The sequence below is a fragment of the Rhodococcus coprophilus NBRC 100603 genome (assembly GCF_001895045.1).
GTDB lineage: Bacteria > Actinomycetota > Actinomycetes > Mycobacteriales > Mycobacteriaceae > Rhodococcus > Rhodococcus coprophilus.
This window is the reverse complement of record NZ_BDAM01000003.1, coordinates 223,899-241,381: the sequence shown is the minus strand read 5'-3', so window position 1 is coordinate 241,381 and position 17,483 is coordinate 223,899. Positions and strand designations below refer to the sequence as shown.

Below are 17,483 nucleotides of genomic sequence, written 5' to 3'. Positions count from 1 at the left end.
GTATCACCTGTCGGACATCCGGTGCGAGGATGCGGGGCGGGTCACATCACACGTCGCGAAAACGCGGCCGCGTGTTACATCCCTCACGTACCGAACCGGGTGCGGCGAACGGGCTTCGCTACCTCTCGCGGCCCGTATCGTCCGTGTGAACCAGGGTAAAAAGGGAAGGACAGACGCGTGGACGATTCCGACGGGTCGTTCGGCACAGAGTTTCCGGCTGCGATGGGCAAGGTGTCCCGTCGAGCCCTCTTCCAGCACGGGTACACCGATTTCGAACACCTGACCACTGCGACCCCGAAGGAACTGCTGCGCATCCACGGGGTCGGCCCGAGAGCGATCCGCATTCTCGGGGAGGAACTCGCGGCTCGGGGTCTGCGCTTCCGAGAGGCGTGACGGGTTTCGCATCGGATTCCCGAGTCGCACCCTCTGGTCTTTCGGGCGGGTCGGGCTCGCTGTTCGATCAGGTAGTCGAGGTGCCCGCAAGCGATAGGGTCGGTATCACCGATCGGCGCAAGCCACATCTCGTTGAAGGAGACCTCACCATGTCACAGACAGTTCGCGGAGTCGTTGCACGCGCGAAGGGGGCACCCGTCGAGGTCGTGCCCATCGTGATACCCGATCCCGGACCGGGCGAGGTCGTCGTCGCGATCGCCGCGTGCGGTGTGTGCCACACCGACCTGCACTACCGTGAGGGCGGGATCAACGACGAGTTCCCCTTCCTGCTCGGGCACGAGGCCGCAGGCGTCGTCGAGTCGGTGGGCGAGGGCGTCGACTCGGTTGCGGTGGGCGATTTCGTCGTCCTCAACTGGCGCGCCGTGTGCGGGCAGTGCCGGGCGTGTAAGCGTGGTCAGCCCCAGTACTGCTTCTCGACGTTCAACGCGACGCAGAAGATGACGCTCGAAGACGGCACCGAGCTGACACCGGCGCTGGGTATCGGCGCGTTTGCCGACAAGACCCTCGTGCATGCGGGTCAGTGCACCAAGGTCGATCCGAGCGCGGATCCCGCCGTGGTGGGTCTGCTCGGGTGCGGCGTCATGGCCGGCCTGGGCGCAGCGGTCAACACCGGCGGCGTCACTCGCGGCCAGTCCGTCGCGGTCATCGGATGCGGCGGCGTCGGCGACGCAGCGATCATGGGCGCCCGACTCGCCGGTGCGAGCAAGATCATCGCCGTCGACCGGGACGACAAGAAGCTCGAGTGGGCAACCGACCTGGGCGCGACCCACACGATCAACTCCAGGTCGACCGACGCGGTCGAGGCCATCAAGGAGATCACCGGCGGTTTCGGTGCGGACGTGGTGATCGACGCGGTCGGCCGCCCGGAGACCTACAAGCAGGCGTTCTACGCCCGTGACCTGGCCGGTACCGTCGTCCTGGTCGGTGTTCCGACGCCGGACATGACCCTCGAGATGCCGCTCGTCGACTTCTTCTCGCACGGCGGATCGCTCAAGAGTTCGTGGTACGGAGACTGCCTGCCCGAACGCGACTTCCCGACGTACGTCGACCTGTACCAGCAGGGACGACTGCCGCTCGAGAAGTTCGTCACCGAGCGCATCGGCATCGACGATGTCGAGAAGGCATTCGAGACGATGCACCGCGGCGAGGTTCTCCGCTCGGTGGTGATCCTGTGAGCAGCGTGTCGCCGATCCGGGTCGACCGCGTCGTCACCCACGGAACCTTCGCTCTCGACGGTGGCGAGTGGGAAGTCGACAACAACATCTGGCTCGTCGGCAACGACGACGAAGTGGTGGTGATCGACGCCGCGCACACCGCGCAGCCGATCATCGACGCCGTCGGCAACCGCAAGGTGGTGGCGATCGTCTGCACCCACGCGCACAACGACCACATCACCGTCGCACCCGAACTGTCGGAGAAGCTCGACGCACCGATCCTCCTCAACCCCGCCGACGACATGCTCTGGGAGATGACCCACCCGGGCGTCGCGCACGGCACTATCGAGGACGGTCAGCGTATCTCGGTGGCGGGCACCGATATCCAGACGATCGCGACACCGGGTCACTCGCCGGGTTCGGTCTGCCTGTATCTGCCGGAAGCCGGCGAGCTGTTCACCGGCGACACTCTGTTCTCCGGCGGGCCGGGCGCGACCGGGCGTTCGTTCTCGGATTTCCCGACGATCATCGGGTCGATCCGCGACAAGCTGTTCGCACTGCCCGCCGAGACCACGGTGCATACCGGCCACGGCGACGGCACCACGATCGGGACGGAATCTCCTCACCTCGAGGAGTGGATCAAACGCGGTAGCTGACGCGCTCGCGGGTGGTTCCGGCGGACGGATGTCGCCGGAGCCACCCGAGGCAGCGCCGCTACTCTCACGGTATGGCGAAGAAGCAGATACCGGTGCTGGTGGTCGCCGGGTTCCTCGGCGCGGGCAAGACGACCCTGCTCAATCATCTCCTGCGCAACACGCGCGGGGCGCGGATCGGTGTGATCGTCAACGATTTCGGGTCGGTCGACATCGACTCGATGATGGTCGCCGGCCAGGTCGACTCTATGGTGTCGCTCAGCAACGGATGTCTCTGCTGCGCAGTCGATGTCAGTGATATGGATGCGATGCTCGACCGGCTTGCGAACCGGTCGTCGGACCTCGACGTCATCGTCGTGGAAGCCAGCGGGCTGGCCGAGCCGCGCAACATGATCCGCCTTGTGGCGGGTTCGGAGAATCCCTTCGTCACCTACGGCGGTCTCGTGCTCGTCGTCGACGCCGTGGAATTCGAGGTGTCCAGGGCACGGCATCCCGAGATCGAACAACACGTTGCGCTCGCAGATCTGGTGCTGCTCAACAAGACCGACCGCATCGACAGCGACGCCCACGACGATCTGCTCGGTGCGGTGTGCGGTCTCAATCCCCGTGCCGCAGTGGTTTCGACCGAGCACGCGCGGATCGATCCGGCATTGCTGTTCGACATCCCCGAGCGTCCCGGTCCGCAACCGGGGGAGCAACTGACCCTCGATCAACTGCTCTATTCGGACGACGACCACGACCATCCGCACCTGCACGACGACTACGAGGCCGTCACGTTCGAGACCCAGGACGCGTTACACCCCCGCGTGCTGGTCGATTTTCTCGAGAACCAGCCCGCGGGGGTGTTTCGTATCAAAGGTTATGTGCGTGTCGCAGCAGGACTACGCGTGAGTACCTACCGTCTGCACACCGTCGGTGACCACATCCGCTTCGAACCGGTGAGCCGCGGCGAGAAGGTCCCCGACTGCACCACGTTGGTGGTGATCGGTACCGATCTCGACGCGGACGCCGTCCGTGAGCGGTTGGCGGGATGCGTTGCGACGGAACCGGTGTCGGGCGACGCGATGTACGCCGTCCACCGGTTCACGGCGCGCTGAGCCCGCCGGGGGAGATCAGCGCGGGGTGGACGTCTGACGCGTTGCGCGACGACGACCGGTGGCTGCCGCTCCACCGTGACCGGTGGACGAACGCTGTCCTGCCGGAGCGGCCTGACGCGTGCCGGACCCGCTCACCTGACGAGAAGACGAACCCTGGCGCGACGAGGAACCCTGGCGTGCTGCGCCACCCTGCGACGGGGCACGGCGGCGTCCCGCGCCACCGGCCCGCTGCGGCCGGGACGAACCGGCTGCCGGCGCCTGCACCGGCTTCGGCGCGACATAAGGCGCGATGTCGCCGACGAGTGCGAGCACGTGCTCTGACTTCGCGGTCGACTTGATCGGGGTGACGTTGATCGCCGCCTTGCGCATGATCGCAGCGAGATCCCGGCGCTGGTCCGGAAGAACGAGCGTGACGACGTCGCCGGCACTTCCGGCGCGCGCGGTGCGGCCCGAACGATGCAGGTACGCCTTGTGCTCGGCCGGGGGATCGACGTGCACGACGAGTTCGACGTCGTCGACGTGCACACCGCGGGCGGCGACGTCGGTTGCGACGAGCACTCGCGCCTCACCCGAGGAGAAGGCGGCGAGGTTGCGGTCGCGGGCGTTCTGCGACAGGTTGCCGTGCAGATCGACTGCGGGGATTCCCGAATCGGTGAGCTGCTTGGCCAGCTTGCGTGCCTGATGCTTGGTGCGCATGAACAGGATTCGGCGGCCGTTGCCGGAGGCAAGGGTGCGGATCAGGTCCTTCTTGGCGTCGAGCCCGGGCACGTCGAAGATGTGGTGGGTCATCGCCGCGACGGGGGAGTTGGCTTCGTCCACCGAGTGCATGACCTGGTTGTGGAGGAAGCGCTTGACGAGCTTGTCGACTCCGTTGTCCAGGGTCGCCGAAAACAGAAGGCGCTGACCGTCGCTCGGGGTTGCATTCATGATGCGCGTGACGCCGGGGAGGAAGCCGAGATCGGCCATGTGGTCGGCCTCGTCGAGCACGGTGATCTCGACCGCGTCGAGGGAGACGAACTTCTGGCGCATGAGATCTTCGAGGCGTCCCGGGCAGGCGATGACGATGTCGACGCCGCGGCGGAGTGCCTCGACCTGACGGCTCTGCGACACGCCACCGAAGATGGTGGTCACTCGGAGGCCCGACGAATGGGCGAGAGGCTCGACGACCGCGGCGATCTGCGTTGCGAGTTCGCGGGTCGGAGCAAGCACGAGGCCGCGGGGGCGGCCTGCGGCGCGGGTGGAACCGCCGGCGAGGCGTGCGGTGAGGGGGATGGAGAAGGCGAGGGTCTTGCCGCTGCCCGTACGGCCCCGTCCGAGCACGTCGCGACCCGCGAGGGTGTCGGGAAGGGTGTCGACCTGAATCGGGAAGGGGCTGGTGATTCCGGAGTCACTCAACGTAGCGACGAGAGGACGGGGAACACCGAGATCGGAAAAAGATGTGGTCATAGAACAGCGCTGCCTTTCACTGCGGCGTGTGTGCACTCGACGGGAAGTGTTCCCGTGGTGCTGACGTGATCGCCGCAAGGAAAGCCGTGCAGTGTGCAATCGATCTGCAGTCTGCGCGCAGGCCGGGCACGATCCCGATCCGCTGGTATCCCACGACGGTGGGCGTCTTCGTGACACCCGAACCACATCACCCTACCGCACAGTCGGCACGGTACGACCGGCCCGGCTACAGCCCCACCCACTCCGTGACGCCGTGCGTGAAGTGCTGACGCTTCCAGATCGGCACCTCCTGTTTGATGCGTTCGACCAGTTCGGCGCACGTGGCGAAGGCTTCGGCGCGGTGCGGTGCGGCGACGGCCGCGACGAGCGCGAGATCGCCGATGGTGAGATGGCCCACTCGGTGTACGGCGGCGACGGGGAGCCCCGATCTACCGGCTACCTCCTCGCAGCATCGGCGCATGAAGGCCTCGGCGTCGGGATGCGCCTGATACTCGAGCGCGGTCACGGCTTGCCCGCCGTCGTGATTGCGCACGACGCCGGTGAACACCACCACGGCGCCGTGCCGTGGCCCGGCCACCGCAACGTCGACCACGGCAGGGTCCAGTGGCTCCGCCGAAATCCGCGCCAGCACTTCGCTGCTCCCGCCGGATTCGGCGATGCGTCCTGTGGTGTCGATACCGTCACTCATGTGCTCCGCCTCCCGCGACCTGCGCCAACAGATGATCGAGGATCGGCTCGAGCGCTGCGAGTCCGTCCTTCACGCCGCCGGGCGACCCCGGAAGATTCACGACGACGGTGCGGCCCGCCAGTCCGGCGACCCCGCGGGAGAGCACCGCGTGGGGTGTCGCGTCGAGTCCGCGCCGGCGGATCGACTCTGCGATTCCGGGGAGTTCGCGGTCCAGCACGGCCAGGGTCGCCTCGGGGGTGGCGTCGGTCGGCGACGCGCCGGTGCCTCCGGTGGTCACGATCAGCGCCGGTCCGCCGCTGAGCGCGTCGGCGAGACCTGCCGCGATCTGCGCATCGGCGTACACGAGTGGCCCGCGAACGGTGAATTCTTGCTCTGTGAGCCATTTCTCGATGACGGGGCCGGTGCGATCCTCGCGGGTGCCCGCGGCGACGCCCGTGGACGCCACCACGACCACAGCGGAACGCCCCGTCGGTTCGGTCTCGTCCGCCTCGACCCCGTCCGCGCCTGCCTCGTGGGCTTCGGTGCCGGTCGTGGCGTCGAGGTCGTCGCGATGCCAGCGACCACGCTTGCCGCCTTCCTTCGACAGGAGCCGGACACCGTCGAGAACCGCGGCGGGATCGACGGCTTTGACCATGTCGTGCAAGGTGAGCCCCGCGACGGCGACCGCCGTGAGCGCCTCCATCTCGACTCCGGTCGGTCCCTTGGTCTTGGCGGTGGCCTCGATGGTGATCGCCGTGTCGGTGAAACCGAAGTTCACCTTCACCGACGACAACGCCAGCTGGTGACACAGGGGGATCAATTCCCAGGTGCGCTTGGCGGCGGCGATACCGGCGATGCGGGCGGTGGCGAGCACGTCGGCCTTCGGCATGTCGTCGGCGCGCACGAGTGCCACCACCTCCGGTGTGGTGACGAGCCGCCCGGCGGCGAGCGCTGTGCGGGTGGTGTCGGCCTTCGCGGACACATCGACCATCCGGGCGCGGCCCTGGTCGTCGAGGTGGCTCAATTCGGTCACAGCGTCAGTACTTTCACGAGGTCTCCAGCTTCGAGTGAGACGGTGTCGGCGGGGATGTCGAGCAGCACGTCGGCTGCGGCGAGCCCGGCGACGAGGTGCGATCCGCGTCCGGCCGCGGGTATCACGGTCCGGCCGTCGAGGGCACCGCGCAGGAATTGGCGCTTGCCGGGGATCGAGGTCAGATCCGTGGCGAGGGGCAGCATTTCGGCCGTCACGGGCGGGTAGCCCGCTGCTGCCCGGAGCACCGGACGCGCGAACACTTCGAACGACACCAGCGCGCTGACGGGATTGCCGGGGAAGGTCAGCACCGGCACACCGTCGATCACCGCCGATCCCTGCGGACCGCCGGGCTGCATCGCCACCGACACGAAATCGCCGCCCAGTGGTTCCAGAGTGTCCTTGACGACTTCGAAGTCGCCTTTCGACACCCCTCCCGAGGTGAAGATCACATCGGCGACGCCCGCGGCGTAGGCGAGCATCTTGGCGAACTCGTCGGGGTCGTCGTGGCAGTGGTCGATCGATACGACGTCGGCACCGTTGGCGCTGGCACTCGCGGCCAGCGCCGGTCCGTTGGAGTTGTAGATGTGCCCGGGTCCGAGCACGTCTCCGGCGGTGACGAGTTCGGACCCGGTCGAGATCACCGCGACCCGCGGCCGTGCGCGGACCGGGATGTTCGTCAGCCCGACGGCGGCGAGCACCGCGATGTGGCGTGCCGCGAGCACCGTGCCCGCCGACAACAAGCGATCGCCCGTCCGGACGTCGCTGCCTGCTTCCCGGACGAACTCGCCCGGTCGGGTGCCTCTCCCGATGGTCACGGTCCCGGCGTCCTCGTCGGCTGCGGTGTCCTCGACGGGGACGACGGCGTCGGCACCCTCCGGCATCGGGGCGCCGGTCATGATTTTCAGTACGCTTCCGCGGGCGAGGGCCCCGGTTGTGTCTCCGGCCGCGACGACGCCCTGCACGGGCAACGTCACCGGCGCGTCGGACACAGTGCTCGACGCGACCGCGTACCCGTCCATCTGGGAGTTCCGGAACGGGGGCAGATCGAGCGGAGACGTGATCGTCTCCGCGAGCGTGCGATGCAGGGCACGGGACAGTGGGACGGTCACGGTGGATCCCGAGAGGAGGGTCCCGAGTAATTCCGCCACGTACCGTTCGTGTTCCTCCACGGACCGCTTGCCGCTCGTCATGGGGCCAATCCTAGGCACAATCGAGTTCGCGTCCGCCCGAGTACCTGCGGACTGCCACGAGGCTTCGGGTAGTTCGGTGTTCGCGGGCCACCGGCAGTGGGCATACTGGGCGCATGGTGGCGGTGATCGGATGACGGCGGTGAACGTAGGGATTCCCCTCGTACGTGGACGTGCCGACGACACGTCCGACAGGCCCGATGTGCCCGATCTGGTCGACCGTTTCGGGCGGGTCGCCCGCGACCTGCGCGTCTCGATCACGGAGAAATGCTCGCTGCGCTGTACCTATTGCATGCCGGAAGAGGGGCTGCCTGCCATCCCTCGCGAGCAACTCCTCACCGTCGACGAAATCGTGCGCCTGGTGGGAATCGCAACCGGGCGACTCGGAGTCCGCGAGGTGCGCTTCACCGGCGGGGAACCCCTCGTGCGACGCGATCTCGAAGCGATCATCGAGGGTTGCTCGAAGGTCGCGCCCGGAATCCCGCTGGCGGTCACGACCAACGCGGTGGGTCTCGAGCACCGGGCGCACGCTCTGGCCCGCGCCGGGCTCAGCCGCGTCAACATCTCCCTCGACACGATCGACCGCGAGCATTTCGCGGAACTCACCCGCCGGGATCGCCTCGGTTCGGTGCTGGCAGGCGTCCGCGCCGCGAAGAACGCGGGCTTCTCGCGGGTGAAGATCAATGCCGTGCTGATGCCGGAAACCCTGCACGGCGCTGCGGACCTGCTCGAATGGTGCCTCGACGAGCAGGTGGAACTGCGGTTCATCGAACAGATGCCGCTCGACGCCGACCACGAATGGGCCCGGTCGCGGATGGTGCCCGCGCAAGGTCTGCTCGACGTGCTCGGCACACGTTTCACGCTCACCGAGACGGAGCGAGAAGATCCGTCCGCGCCGGCGGAGCGCTGGCTCGTCGACGGTGGACCCGCGACCGTGGGGATCATCGCGTCGGTGACCCGGTCGTTCTGCTCCGACTGCGACCGCACCCGCCTCACCGCGGAGGGCACCGTCCGATCGTGCCTGTTCAGCGACCAGGAGACGGACCTGCGGGCCGCGATGCGGGGCGGCGCAACCGATGACGAACTGATGGACCTCTGGCGTGGTGCCATGTGGAACAAGTGGGCCGGGCACGGGATCGACGCGGCGGATTTCGTCCCGCCTCAACGCAGTATGGGAGCAATCGGTGGCTGACGTGGTGAACGGGATCGAGGTGCGGTACTTCGCCGCCGCAACCGACGCGTCGGGGTGCGAGAAGGAGACGGTGGCGTTACCCGCCGGATCCGATCTCGGTGCGCTCCGGACAGTGCTCGTCGAGCGGTACGGACCGGCGATGGAACGTGTGCTGTCGGTCGCCGCGTATCTCGTCGAGCCGGGAGAGGGCGGCACCGGGGAACTCACCCGCGACCTGTCCCGCCTGGCGGGTGCTCGCGTCGACGTGCTGCCGCCGTTCGCAGGCGGCTGACCGCCCGCAGGCGTTCAGCTCACTTCCACCACGTGTCGGACGGTGCCACCGGCATGACGCGCTTGTGGTGCGTCTCGAGGAACTTGCCTTCGAGTCGCTTCGCGAGGTCGTCGGTGACGTCCTTGCCTTCGAGATAGTCGTCGATCTCGCTGTACTTCATACCCAGGGCCTCTTCGTCGGGCAGCGCCGGACGATCGTCTTCGAGATCGGCGGTGGGGACCTTGCTCCAGGTGCTCTCGGGTGCACCGAGTTCTCGCAGCAACGCAGCGCCTTGCCGCTTGGTGAGTCCGGCCAGCGGCGTGATGTCGACTCCGCCGTCCCCGTACTTGGTGTAGAAGCCGGTGACGGCCTCGGCGGCGTGGTCGGTCCCGACCACGAGGTGGCCGAGTTCGCCGGCGATCGCGTACTGGAGCATCATGCGCTCGCGTGCCTTGATGTTGCCCCGGACGAAATCGCGAATGGTGGCTCCGTGGCCGGAGATTTCGCCGAGTGCACGTCCGGCTTCGGTCGCGGTGGCATCGGTCCCGGGCTTGATGTCAGCGCGCACGGTGCGATCCGGCCGGATGAACTCCAGCGCGATCTGTGCGTCGTGCTCGTCGGCCTGCTGTCCGTAGGGCAGGCGCACGGCGACGAACTCGGCATCGCGCCCCGCTGCCCGGAGCTTTTCGACGGCCAGCTGGGACAGTCGTCCGGCGAGCGTGCTGTCCTGACCGCCGCTGATGCCGAGCACGAAGCCCTTCGCCGGAGTGGAGGCAAGGTAGTCGGCGAGAAACTGTACTCGCGTGTCGATCTCGCTCGGCGGATCGATGGAGGGCTTGACTCCGAGTTCGTCGATGATCCGATCGCGCAGGTTCGTCATTGGCGCAACATTAGCCCCACCGGGGCCGGGCCGCGAGAGGACGCCGGGATACGGTGCGGGTTCAGGTCGGGCGTGCGCAACGGGCAACGCAGGCGGCAAAGTGAACTGCCACGAACCCCAGAAATACGGAGGCAACAGGTGAACGAGATCCTCGTCGTATCCGCGACCGAGTCGGAGGCGAGGCACGTCCCGGAGCGCTTCGACGTGCTGATCACGGGCATCGGCAAGGTCACCGCCGCGGTCGCGGTGACGGCTGCGCTCGGGCGTTATCCGGAGGGGCGCAGGCCGCTCGTCGTCAATATCGGCACTGCCGGCGCTCTGCGCAGTACGCACGGCGGGCTCTATTTCCCCTCCACCGTCATCAACCACGACATCAGCAGCGAGGTGTTGCGGAGCCTCGGTCATCCGGTGGGCGACACCCTCGCGTTCGAGGACGGTGACGGAACGACTCTCGCGACCGGAGATTCCTTCGTCTCCGACGCCGAGGTCCGCGACGCGCTGGCGGTGCGAGCCGATCTCGTCGACATGGAAGGGTTTGCCGTTGCATCGGCGGCTGTGCACATGGGTGCGCGCTGCCGGCTCGTCAAGCACGTGAGCGATCACGCCGACGAGACGGCGATGGATTGGCCCCAGCAGATCGACCACAGCGCGCGGATGCTCGCGGAATGGCTTGTGCGTACGTACTGACGTGCCGGATTCGTTTCGACGTGCCGGATCAGTGCGTGGGCAGGGCGCGCGACGGTTCGGTGACGCGGTCGGGTCAGTTATCGGCCGACTGCTCGACGAGCGTCACCCGGAGCGTGCTGGTCGTGAGCGTGAGCACGTCCCCGTCCAGATGCCATCGAGGACGGGCAGCGAAGAGGTTCTGAACCCACTGGTCGGCCGCATCGAGTGGGGGAGGGCACGCCATCATCGTGGTGGCGAGACCGTCCGCGCGTACGACCCCACGGGACAGGTCCGCGGTGCCCATCATCCGGTTGCAGCCTGCGTAGGCCGACAATCGTTCGGGCGCGGGAAACGCGACGGTGAGCGGTCCTCCGCCGGGAACGGGCGTGCCGACGATCTCGGTGGATACGAACTCCCGGCCCACGAGATCGGTAGCAGTCGGTGCCGCCGAACTCGGGTTGCATGCACACAGCAGCCCACCGAGGGTGAGGACGACGAACGCGCGGAGAGCAGCGGTCATGAGCCTCACCGTACCGGCGGCCGTCACCTGTGGGCCGGGCGCGTCATGCGTTGTGCGAGGTCGGCCCACGCATCGGCGAGACGCTCGAGCGGATATCCGAGTTCCCGCCACTGGTGGAGCACGAGCGTCGCGTCGAGGGGCGCGAGCAGTGCCTGCGCGAGTACCGGGAGATCGCCGACGGTTCCAGCCTCCCGCAGCAGGGTCTGGACGTGGATGAGCGAGACCCGGTGAGCCGGAGCCGAGAACCGCACACCTGCGGACTCGGCGGCCCGGAGCAGTTCGCCCTGGACGTCGACGAGGGCGATCCGCGCACGGCCGAAGGCCACGAGGCGTTCGATCGGATCGGCACCCGGTCCGAGCGGCGGTGGTCCGAACAGGAATGCGTGCTGCAACTCGCGTTCACTGTGGTCGAGCAGGGCGAGCATGAGGCCGGCGCGTGATCCGAAGCGGCGGAAGACCGTTCCTTTGCCGACGCCCGCCTTCGTCGCGACGGCCTCCATGGTGACGGCGTCGACGCCGTGTTCGTCGACAAGCTGCGTCGCGGCGTCGAGCAGACGCTTGCGGTTACGGGCAGCGTCGCCGCGTTCGACGGGGCTGTCGTCGGTCAACGACAGCGGGCGAGTGTTCACAAGGTCACATTCTAGCCGGGTGGGAATGAAAGTGGACCGCGGTCCGTTTATGATTGCGGAATCAACCAACTCGATCGAAGGATGTACACCATGGCTCAGACCCGAGTCCTCGCACTCGTCGGAAGCCTGCGCTCCGCTGCTGTCACCCGTCAGCTCGCCGAGACCGCGGCCACCGTTGCCCCTGAGGGCGTCGAGGTGACGATCCACGAAGGTCTGGCGGACGTGCCGTTCTACAACGAGGACATCGACGGCGAGTCGGTGCCCGCCGCCGCTGCCGCTCTGCGCGACGCCGTCGCCGGTGTCGACGCCGTCCTGTTCGTCACCCCGGAATACAACGGATCGACCTCGGGCGTCCTCAAGAACGCGATCGACTGGTTGTCGCGTCCCTACGGCGCCGGCGCGCTGTCGGGCAAGCCGGTGGCCGTCGTCAGCGCATCGCCGAGCGCGAACGCTGCGAAGTGGGCGCTCGAGGACACCGTCAAGGCTGTCGCCATCGCGGGCGGCAAGGTCGCCGAGGGCGGCTCCCTCTCCGTCGGCGGCACCTTCGGTAAGTTCGGTGACGCACACGCCAAGGATCATGCCGAGACGTCGGCTGAGATCTCCGGTGTCGTGACCGCCCTCACGAACGCCACCAAGGAACTCGTCGAGGCCTGATCGACGTTCGCGTCCCCGCCCGCTCCACCCGGGCGGGGACGCGACGACCGGCCCCGGTCCTGCCGCAGCGGGATCGGGGCTGCTTCGTTTCCCGGCGGGTCCACGTCGCGGAGACGAATCGATCCCCGTCGATGTGATTGGAGCCGGTGCCCATCGGGAATGCCCGAACGACAGCCCACTGTCGGGAGGACGACCCATGGCATCCGAGACCGCAGACACCGGCACGGCACCGCCCGGCCCGCACGACCACTCCGTCACCTTCACGGTCGACGGCACCGAACGACACTGCACCGTCGACGCGCGCACCACGGTGCTCGACGCGCTGCGCGACCGCCTCGGTGTCACGTCACCGAAGAAGGGGTGCGACCTCGGCCAGTGCGGCTCGTGCACCGTCCTTCTCGACGGGAAGCGCAGAGTGACCTGTCTCGCGCTCGCTGTCGCACACGACGGTGCGGAAATCGTCACCGCCGCCGGTCTCGCCGCGGACGGACCGCACCCCTTGCAGGAACGGTTCCTCGAGGAGGACGCCTTCCAGTGCGGGTACTGCACGCCGGGCCAGATCTGTTCCGCGGTCGGGATGCTCGACGAATACGCGCACGGCGACCCCAGCCACGTCACCTCGGATCTGGACGGGACGCCCGAACTCGACGACGAGGAGATCCGGGAGCGCATGAGCGGCAACCTGTGCCGCTGCGCCGCGTACCCCAACATCGTCGAGGCGATCCGCGAGGTCGCGGAGCGGGGGCAGACCCGGTGAAGCCGCTTCGTTACGAGCGACCCACCGACACCGCATCGGCGGTCGCACTCGTGCACGACAATCCGGAAGCGGTATTCCTCGCAGCCGGAACCAATCTCGTCGACCACCTGAAACTGGGCGTCGCCACTCCCGACATGCTCGTCGACATCTCCCACCTGCCGCTCGACACCGTCGTGCACACCGCGGACGGAGGCCTCCGGGTCGGCGCGAACGTGCGCAACAGCGCCCTCGCCGTCCATCCGGACGTGCGGCGCAATTACCCGATGCTCACGCGTGCGCTCCTCGCGGGCGCGTCCCCTCAACTACGGAATGCCGCCACGACCGGCGGAAATCTGTTGCAGCGCACCCGATGCGTGTACTTCCGCGACGTGTCGACGCCCTGCAACAAGCGCGAGCCCGGCAGTGGATGCTCGGCGCTGGGTGGTTACACGCGCTATCACGCCGTGCTCGGCGCCTCGGAAGAGTGCGTCGCGACGCATCCGTCCGACATGGCGGTCGCTTTGCTCGCCCTCGATGCGGAGGTCCTCGTCGCGGGACCGGACGGTGAGCGCACCGTCGCGCTCGAGGAGTTCTACCGCCTGCCCGGCGACCGGCCCGATCTCGATACCACCCTCGAACGCGACGAACTCGTCGTCGGCGTCCATCTGCCGCCGCCGCAGACGTCACTGTCCACCTATCGCAAGGTCCGGGATCGGGCCTCCTATGCGTTCGCGCTCGTGTCGGTCGCTGCCGAACTCACCATCTCCGGCGGCACCGTCACCGGCTGCCGCATCGCATTCGGCGGCGTCGCACACCGCCCGTGGCGCGCACACCGCACCGAGGCCGCTCTTCTCGGACAACGCCCCGACGACGACCTTTTCGCCCGGGCGGCCGATGCGGAACTCGTCGAGGCCGACGCTCTCGAAGGGAACGCGTTCAAGATCCCGCTGCTGCGCCGCACGGTCGCCGGTGTGCTCCGGGATCTCGCCGGACGGCACGACGAAGGAGTATCCGCATGACGCACATCGCAACGCGCGCCGTCGGCACCTCCACCGCGCGGGTCGACGGGCCCCAGAAGGTCGCCGGCCTCGCGCCGTACGCCTACGAGCACCCCGTGCCGGATCCCGCGTACCTGGTGCCGCTGGTGTCGACGATCGCACGGGGGACGGTCGATCGCATCGACACCGCCGAGGCCGAAGCGGTGCCCGGCGTCATCACGGTGCTCACACCGTGGAACGCGCCGCGGCTGACCGACCAAGCCGAGGGCGAATACGTCGTGCTGCAGAGCCCCGAGGTGCTCTACCGGGGGCAGATCATCGGGGCGGTCGTGGCCGAGAGCCCCGAAGCCGCGCGGTATGCCTGCGACCTGCTGTCCGTGGAATACACGGCCACCGACCACGACACCCGCTTCCGGCCCGACCACCCCGATGCCTATACGCCGGAGAAGGCCAACGGTGGGTACCCGGCCGAGTATGAGCGTGGTGATACCGACGAGGCGTTCTCCGCTGCCGACGTGGTGATCGACGAGTGGTACTCCACCCCGGAGGAGCACAACAACCCACTCGAGCCGCACACGGTCGTCGCGCTGTGGGACGGGGAAACCCTCACCCTCTACACCTCCACACAGCATCCGCACGGGGTCGTCGCGGCACTGGCACCGGCCCTCGGCCTCGACTCCTCGACCATGCGGGTGATCTGCCCGTACATCGGCGGAGGCTTCGGATCGAAGGGCGGACCACACGCCCACGACGTGCTCGGGGCGCTCGCGGCCCGCGCGCTGCCGGGTCGCGCCGTGAAGTTCGCGGTCTCCCGGCACGACATGTTCGGTTATGTCGGCTACCGTTCGCCGACGGCATCGCATCTGCGCCTCGCGGCCCGGCGTGACGGCCGGCTCACGGGCATCGTGCACGAGGCCTTCGTCCAGAGTTCCCACGTCACCGAGTTCGTCGAGCAGGCCGCCGTGCCACTGCGGAACCTGTACGACGTGGCCGATGTGCGCACGATCCATCGGGCGGTCGCCCTCGACGTGCCGGCACCTTTCTGGATGCGGGCACCCGGCGAGGCCCCCGGCATGTTCGCCGGTGAAGTGGCGATGGACGAACTCGCGGTGGCCTGCGGGATCGACCCCGTCGAACTCCGCATCCTCAACGAACCCGAGGCCGACCCCGAGACCGGGAAACCCTGGTCGTCGCGACGGCTCGTCGAATGCCTCCGCGAAGGCGCGGAACGGTTCGGCTGGGATCCGTCGGATCGGTCGCCGGGTACACGCAGCGACGGCCGCCGGCTCACCGGCACCGGTGTCGCGGTGGCGACCTACCCCCATATGGTCCAGCCCGGGTCGCAGGCATCGATCCGGTATCGGGGGCAGGGACGGTTCCAGGTCCGGATCGGGGCAGCGGACCTCGGCACGGGCGCGTGGACCGCGCTCACGCTGATCGCTGCCGACGCGCTGGGTGTGGCCCCGGAACAGATCGACCTCGACCTCGGCGACAGCGCACTGCCGTACGGGACCGTCGCGGGCGGGTCGTCGGGCACGTCGTCGTGGGGCAACGCCATCGTCGCGGCGGCGGGAACGTTCCGGACCCGTTTCGGGGGTACTCCCGAGCCGGGAGACGAAGCGTCCGCGACGGCGGGGGAGAACTCCGACCTCGAGAGCTACACCGCGGCCTCGTTCGGTGCGCACTTCGTCGAAGTCCAGGTCGATCGCGACACCGGCGAGATCCGGGTACCGCGCATGTTCGGCATGTTCTCCGTCGGACGGGTGATCAATCCGCGGACGGCTCGGTCGCAGTTCATCGGCGGCATGTCGTTCGGAATCTCGATGGCGCTGTTCGAGGAGAGCATCCGCGACCCGCGGTTCGGGCACGTGCTCAACCACGATCTCGCGGAATACCACGTGCCGACTCACGCGGACATCCGCGACGTGGACGCCGCATGGCTCGACGAGGACGACTTCCATGCCACGGCCGTGGGCTCACGGGGCATCGGCGAGATCGGCATCGTCGGCAGCGCGGCAGCAGTGGTGAACGCGCTCTGGCACGCGACCGGGGTGCGGATCCGGAGCCTGCCGGCCAGGCTCGACGACCTGCTGCCCGCGCTGCCCTGACTCGGGCCCACCGGCACTCCCGCAGGGGTGTCGGTGGGTCGCGCCACACTGTGCTCGAGGCCACGGTCGGCGCGCCGCGACACGACACGCCGTCCAGGCCCGAGAAGGTGCACTTCGGGCAGGCGCGACCTGGGAATATCAAACCTGTAACTCACAAGATCCTGGGTTCTGTGTTTCTGTCAGGCACAAGGTGTAGTGTCTAGACCGCTGGAGGGCCCAAAGGTCGCCGGTCTCTCGGGGAAGTGGGATCGGGACGGATTCGGTGGGCATTCGAGCACCGCGCAGCAGTCAGTCGTCCGGCCGTCAGGGCCATGTGAACTAAGGGGCACCCATGAACATCACCGTCTACACCAAGCCTGCCTGCGTCCAGTGCACCGCCACCTACCGTGCCCTCGACAAGGCCGGCATCGAGTACGACGTCGTCGACATCACCGAGAACCCGGAGGCCCGCGACTACGTTATGGCGCTGGGTTACCTCCAGGCTCCCGTCGTCGTTGCCGGTGACGATCACTGGGCGGGATTCCGCCCCGATCGCATCAAGGCGCTCACGGTCGCAGCCTGAGTATTCGTGCCGTCCGCTTCCGCGGACCGGTCGCAGTGCGCTGCGGCAGTAGTTCTTCGCCCGACCGAGCCGGTCTTCGCAATCGATTGAAGAGTGGTGAACACCGATGACCTCGCAGGGTCAGCCTCCGGGTACGTCGCTGGTGTACTTCTCGAGTACATCGGAGAACACCCACCGGTTCGTGCAGAAGCTCGGGATCCCGGCGACGCGGATCCCGCTGCACGACCGTGAGGGCACCTTCGAAGTGCACGAGCCGTACGTGTTGGTGGTGCCCACCTACGGCGGCGGGACCACCGCCACCGGACGCGACACGCACTACGTCCCCAAGCAGGTCATCCGATTCCTCAACAACGAGCACAACCGGGGTCTTATCCGGGGTGTGATCGCGGCGGGAAACACCAACTTCGGGGAGTCGTACTGCTTCGCAGGCGACATCGTGGCGCGTAAGTGCCGGGTCCCGTACCTGTATCGATTCGAGCTGATGGGCACCGCCGACGATGTCGAGCGTGTCCGTGCCGGGCTCGCCCACTTCTGGGAATCGGAGCTGCAAACCGCATAGGCCGCATCGCCGCGCCCCGAACTCTATGGGGCACATCGT

20 protein-coding genes are annotated in these 17,483 nt (G+C 67.9%); 13 read left to right on the top strand and 7 right to left on the bottom strand.

What is annotated here, in order from left to right; all coding sequences use genetic code 11:
- The first annotated feature begins 222 nt into the window (after positions 1 to 222).
- The 4 genes from RDCOP1_RS06955 (at position 223) to RDCOP1_RS06940 (ending at position 3,357) form a co-directional block, all read left to right on the top strand.
- Complete coding sequence (locus RDCOP1_RS06955; protein ID WP_494410399.1) at positions 223 to 393, top strand: helix-hairpin-helix domain-containing protein; 171 nt, start codon at positions 223 to 225, stop codon at positions 391 to 393.
- A gap of 149 nt (positions 394 to 542) precedes the next feature.
- Positions 543 to 1,628, top strand: a complete 1,086-nt coding sequence (locus tag RDCOP1_RS06950) for an S-(hydroxymethyl)mycothiol dehydrogenase (protein ID WP_072699658.1) — start codon at positions 543 to 545, stop codon at positions 1,626 to 1,628.
- Positions 1,625 to 2,263 carry an MBL fold metallo-hydrolase gene (locus tag RDCOP1_RS06945; RefSeq protein WP_072699371.1) on the top strand — a complete coding sequence of 213 codons (639 nt, stop codon included), beginning with the start codon at positions 1,625 to 1,627 and terminating at the stop codon, positions 2,261 to 2,263. Before RDCOP1_RS06950 ends, RDCOP1_RS06945 begins: the two co-directional genes overlap by 4 nt.
- A 71-nt stretch (positions 2,264 to 2,334) precedes the next feature.
- Positions 2,335 to 3,357, top strand: coding sequence for a CobW family GTP-binding protein (locus tag RDCOP1_RS06940; protein WP_072699370.1), 1,023 nt, complete (start codon positions 2,335 to 2,337; stop codon positions 3,355 to 3,357).
- Between the two features lie 15 nt (positions 3,358 to 3,372).
- On the opposite strand, the gene RDCOP1_RS06935 is transcribed toward RDCOP1_RS06940, so the two are convergent.
- The 4 genes from RDCOP1_RS06935 to RDCOP1_RS06920 all read right to left on the bottom strand — a co-directional run bounded on the left by RDCOP1_RS06935 (position 3,373) and on the right by RDCOP1_RS06920 (position 7,693).
- Positions 3,373 to 4,803, bottom strand: a complete 1,431-nt coding sequence (locus RDCOP1_RS06935; RefSeq protein ID WP_072699369.1) for a DEAD/DEAH box helicase — start codon at positions 4,801 to 4,803, stop codon at positions 3,373 to 3,375.
- 226 nt (positions 4,804 to 5,029) lie between these two features.
- Complete coding sequence (locus tag RDCOP1_RS06930) at positions 5,030 to 5,491, bottom strand: molybdenum cofactor biosynthesis protein MoaE (protein WP_072699368.1); 462 nt, start codon at positions 5,489 to 5,491, stop codon at positions 5,030 to 5,032.
- Positions 5,484 to 6,503, bottom strand: coding sequence for a bifunctional molybdenum cofactor biosynthesis protein MoaC/MoaB (gene moaCB, locus RDCOP1_RS06925; RefSeq protein ID WP_072699367.1), 1,020 nt, complete (start codon positions 6,501 to 6,503; stop codon positions 5,484 to 5,486). The genes RDCOP1_RS06930 and moaCB overlap by 8 nt, the downstream gene beginning before the upstream one ends.
- Positions 6,500 to 7,693: a molybdopterin molybdotransferase MoeA gene (locus RDCOP1_RS06920; RefSeq protein WP_072699366.1), complete on the bottom strand. Its 1,194-nt coding sequence runs from the start codon at positions 7,691 to 7,693 to the stop codon at positions 6,500 to 6,502. The genes moaCB and RDCOP1_RS06920 overlap by 4 nt, the downstream gene beginning before the upstream one ends.
- Before the next feature lie 130 nt (positions 7,694 to 7,823).
- Between RDCOP1_RS06920 and moaA the strand changes: the two genes are divergently transcribed.
- Together moaA and RDCOP1_RS06910 are read left to right on the top strand one after the other, a co-directional pair.
- Positions 7,824 to 8,882 (top strand): GTP 3',8-cyclase MoaA, encoded by a 1,059-nt coding sequence (gene moaA / locus RDCOP1_RS06915; protein ID WP_072699657.1) that lies wholly within the window; start codon positions 7,824 to 7,826, stop codon positions 8,880 to 8,882.
- Positions 8,875 to 9,153: a MoaD/ThiS family protein gene (locus tag RDCOP1_RS06910; protein WP_072699365.1), complete on the top strand. Its 279-nt coding sequence runs from the start codon at positions 8,875 to 8,877 to the stop codon at positions 9,151 to 9,153. The genes moaA and RDCOP1_RS06910 overlap by 8 nt, the downstream gene beginning before the upstream one ends.
- Before the next feature lie 19 nt (positions 9,154 to 9,172).
- Here the strand turns inward: RDCOP1_RS06910 and nadE are convergent, their stop codons facing one another.
- Positions 9,173 to 10,012: an NAD(+) synthase gene (gene nadE / locus RDCOP1_RS06905; protein WP_072699364.1), complete on the bottom strand. Its 840-nt coding sequence runs from the start codon at positions 10,010 to 10,012 to the stop codon at positions 9,173 to 9,175.
- A gap of 138 nt (positions 10,013 to 10,150) precedes the next feature.
- Here nadE and RDCOP1_RS06900 point away from each other — a divergent pair, with 138 nt between their 5' ends.
- On the top strand, positions 10,151 to 10,699 hold the full coding sequence (locus RDCOP1_RS06900; protein ID WP_072699363.1) for a nucleosidase: 549 nt from the start codon (positions 10,151 to 10,153) through the stop codon (positions 10,697 to 10,699).
- A 73-nt stretch (positions 10,700 to 10,772) separates the two neighbouring features.
- Here the strand turns inward: RDCOP1_RS06900 and RDCOP1_RS06895 are convergent, their stop codons facing one another.
- Positions 10,773 to 11,198 carry an META domain-containing protein gene (locus tag RDCOP1_RS06895; protein ID WP_072699656.1) on the bottom strand — a complete coding sequence of 142 codons (426 nt, stop codon included), beginning with the start codon at positions 11,196 to 11,198 and terminating at the stop codon, positions 10,773 to 10,775.
- 23 nt (positions 11,199 to 11,221) lie between these two features.
- A complete protein-coding gene (locus tag RDCOP1_RS06890; protein ID WP_072699362.1) occupies positions 11,222 to 11,827 on the bottom strand; it encodes a TetR/AcrR family transcriptional regulator in 606 nt (201 codons plus the stop codon).
- A 90-nt stretch (positions 11,828 to 11,917) separates the two neighbouring features.
- Here RDCOP1_RS06890 and RDCOP1_RS06885 point away from each other — a divergent pair, with 90 nt between their 5' ends.
- The 6 genes from RDCOP1_RS06885 to nrdI all read left to right on the top strand — a co-directional run bounded on the left by RDCOP1_RS06885 (position 11,918) and on the right by nrdI (position 17,444).
- Positions 11,918 to 12,481 (top strand): NAD(P)H-dependent oxidoreductase, encoded by a 564-nt coding sequence (locus tag RDCOP1_RS06885; RefSeq protein WP_072699655.1) that lies wholly within the window; start codon positions 11,918 to 11,920, stop codon positions 12,479 to 12,481.
- Between the two features lie 196 nt (positions 12,482 to 12,677).
- A complete protein-coding gene (locus RDCOP1_RS06880; protein ID WP_072699361.1) occupies positions 12,678 to 13,238 on the top strand; it encodes a 2Fe-2S iron-sulfur cluster-binding protein in 561 nt (186 codons plus the stop codon).
- Complete coding sequence (locus RDCOP1_RS06875; protein ID WP_072699360.1) at positions 13,235 to 14,236, top strand: FAD binding domain-containing protein; 1,002 nt, start codon at positions 13,235 to 13,237, stop codon at positions 14,234 to 14,236. The genes RDCOP1_RS06880 and RDCOP1_RS06875 overlap by 4 nt, the downstream gene beginning before the upstream one ends.
- Entirely contained in the window at positions 14,233 to 16,323 is a 2,091-nt protein-coding gene (locus tag RDCOP1_RS06870; protein ID WP_072699359.1) for a xanthine dehydrogenase family protein molybdopterin-binding subunit, read from the top strand. The genes RDCOP1_RS06875 and RDCOP1_RS06870 overlap by 4 nt, the downstream gene beginning before the upstream one ends.
- A 331-nt stretch (positions 16,324 to 16,654) precedes the next feature.
- Positions 16,655 to 16,885: a glutaredoxin-like protein NrdH gene (nrdH, locus tag RDCOP1_RS06865; protein ID WP_072699358.1), complete on the top strand. Its 231-nt coding sequence runs from the start codon at positions 16,655 to 16,657 to the stop codon at positions 16,883 to 16,885.
- 106 nt (positions 16,886 to 16,991) lie between these two features.
- Positions 16,992 to 17,444, top strand: a complete 453-nt coding sequence (gene nrdI / locus RDCOP1_RS06860) for a class Ib ribonucleoside-diphosphate reductase assembly flavoprotein NrdI (protein ID WP_072699357.1) — start codon at positions 16,992 to 16,994, stop codon at positions 17,442 to 17,444.
- The last annotated feature ends 39 nt before the right edge of the window (positions 17,445 to 17,483 follow it).

What these genes read in the sequence shown, in the direction of transcription:
- RDCOP1_RS06955 (WP_494410399.1), top strand. Translation starts at nt 223, where the DNA reads ATGGGCAAGGTGTCCCGTCGAGCCCTCTTCCAGCACGGGTACACCGAT.
- RDCOP1_RS06930 (WP_072699368.1), bottom strand. Translation starts at nt 5,491, where the DNA reads ATGAGTGACGGTATCGACACCACAGGACGCATCGCCGAATCCGGCGGG.
- nadE (WP_072699364.1), bottom strand. Translation starts at nt 10,012, where the DNA reads ATGACGAACCTGCGCGATCGGATCATCGACGAACTCGGAGTCAAGCCC.
- RDCOP1_RS06935 (WP_072699369.1), bottom strand. Translation starts at nt 4,803, where the DNA reads ATGACCACATCTTTTTCCGATCTCGGTGTTCCCCGTCCTCTCGTCGCT.
- RDCOP1_RS06895 (WP_072699656.1), bottom strand. Translation starts at nt 11,198, where the DNA reads ATGACCGCTGCTCTCCGCGCGTTCGTCGTCCTCACCCTCGGTGGGCTG.
- RDCOP1_RS06920 (WP_072699366.1), bottom strand. Translation starts at nt 7,693, where the DNA reads ATGACGAGCGGCAAGCGGTCCGTGGAGGAACACGAACGGTACGTGGCG.
- RDCOP1_RS06885 (WP_072699655.1), top strand. Translation starts at nt 11,918, where the DNA reads ATGGCTCAGACCCGAGTCCTCGCACTCGTCGGAAGCCTGCGCTCCGCT.
- moaA (WP_072699657.1), top strand. Translation starts at nt 7,824, where the DNA reads ATGACGGCGGTGAACGTAGGGATTCCCCTCGTACGTGGACGTGCCGAC.
- RDCOP1_RS06870 (WP_072699359.1), top strand. Translation starts at nt 14,233, where the DNA reads ATGACGCACATCGCAACGCGCGCCGTCGGCACCTCCACCGCGCGGGTC.
- RDCOP1_RS06940 (WP_072699370.1), top strand. Translation starts at nt 2,335, where the DNA reads ATGGCGAAGAAGCAGATACCGGTGCTGGTGGTCGCCGGGTTCCTCGGC.
- RDCOP1_RS06880 (WP_072699361.1), top strand. Translation starts at nt 12,678, where the DNA reads ATGGCATCCGAGACCGCAGACACCGGCACGGCACCGCCCGGCCCGCAC.
- RDCOP1_RS06950 (WP_072699658.1), top strand. Translation starts at nt 543, where the DNA reads ATGTCACAGACAGTTCGCGGAGTCGTTGCACGCGCGAAGGGGGCACCC.
- nrdH (WP_072699358.1), top strand. Translation starts at nt 16,655, where the DNA reads ATGAACATCACCGTCTACACCAAGCCTGCCTGCGTCCAGTGCACCGCC.
- nrdI (WP_072699357.1), top strand. Translation starts at nt 16,992, where the DNA reads ATGACCTCGCAGGGTCAGCCTCCGGGTACGTCGCTGGTGTACTTCTCG.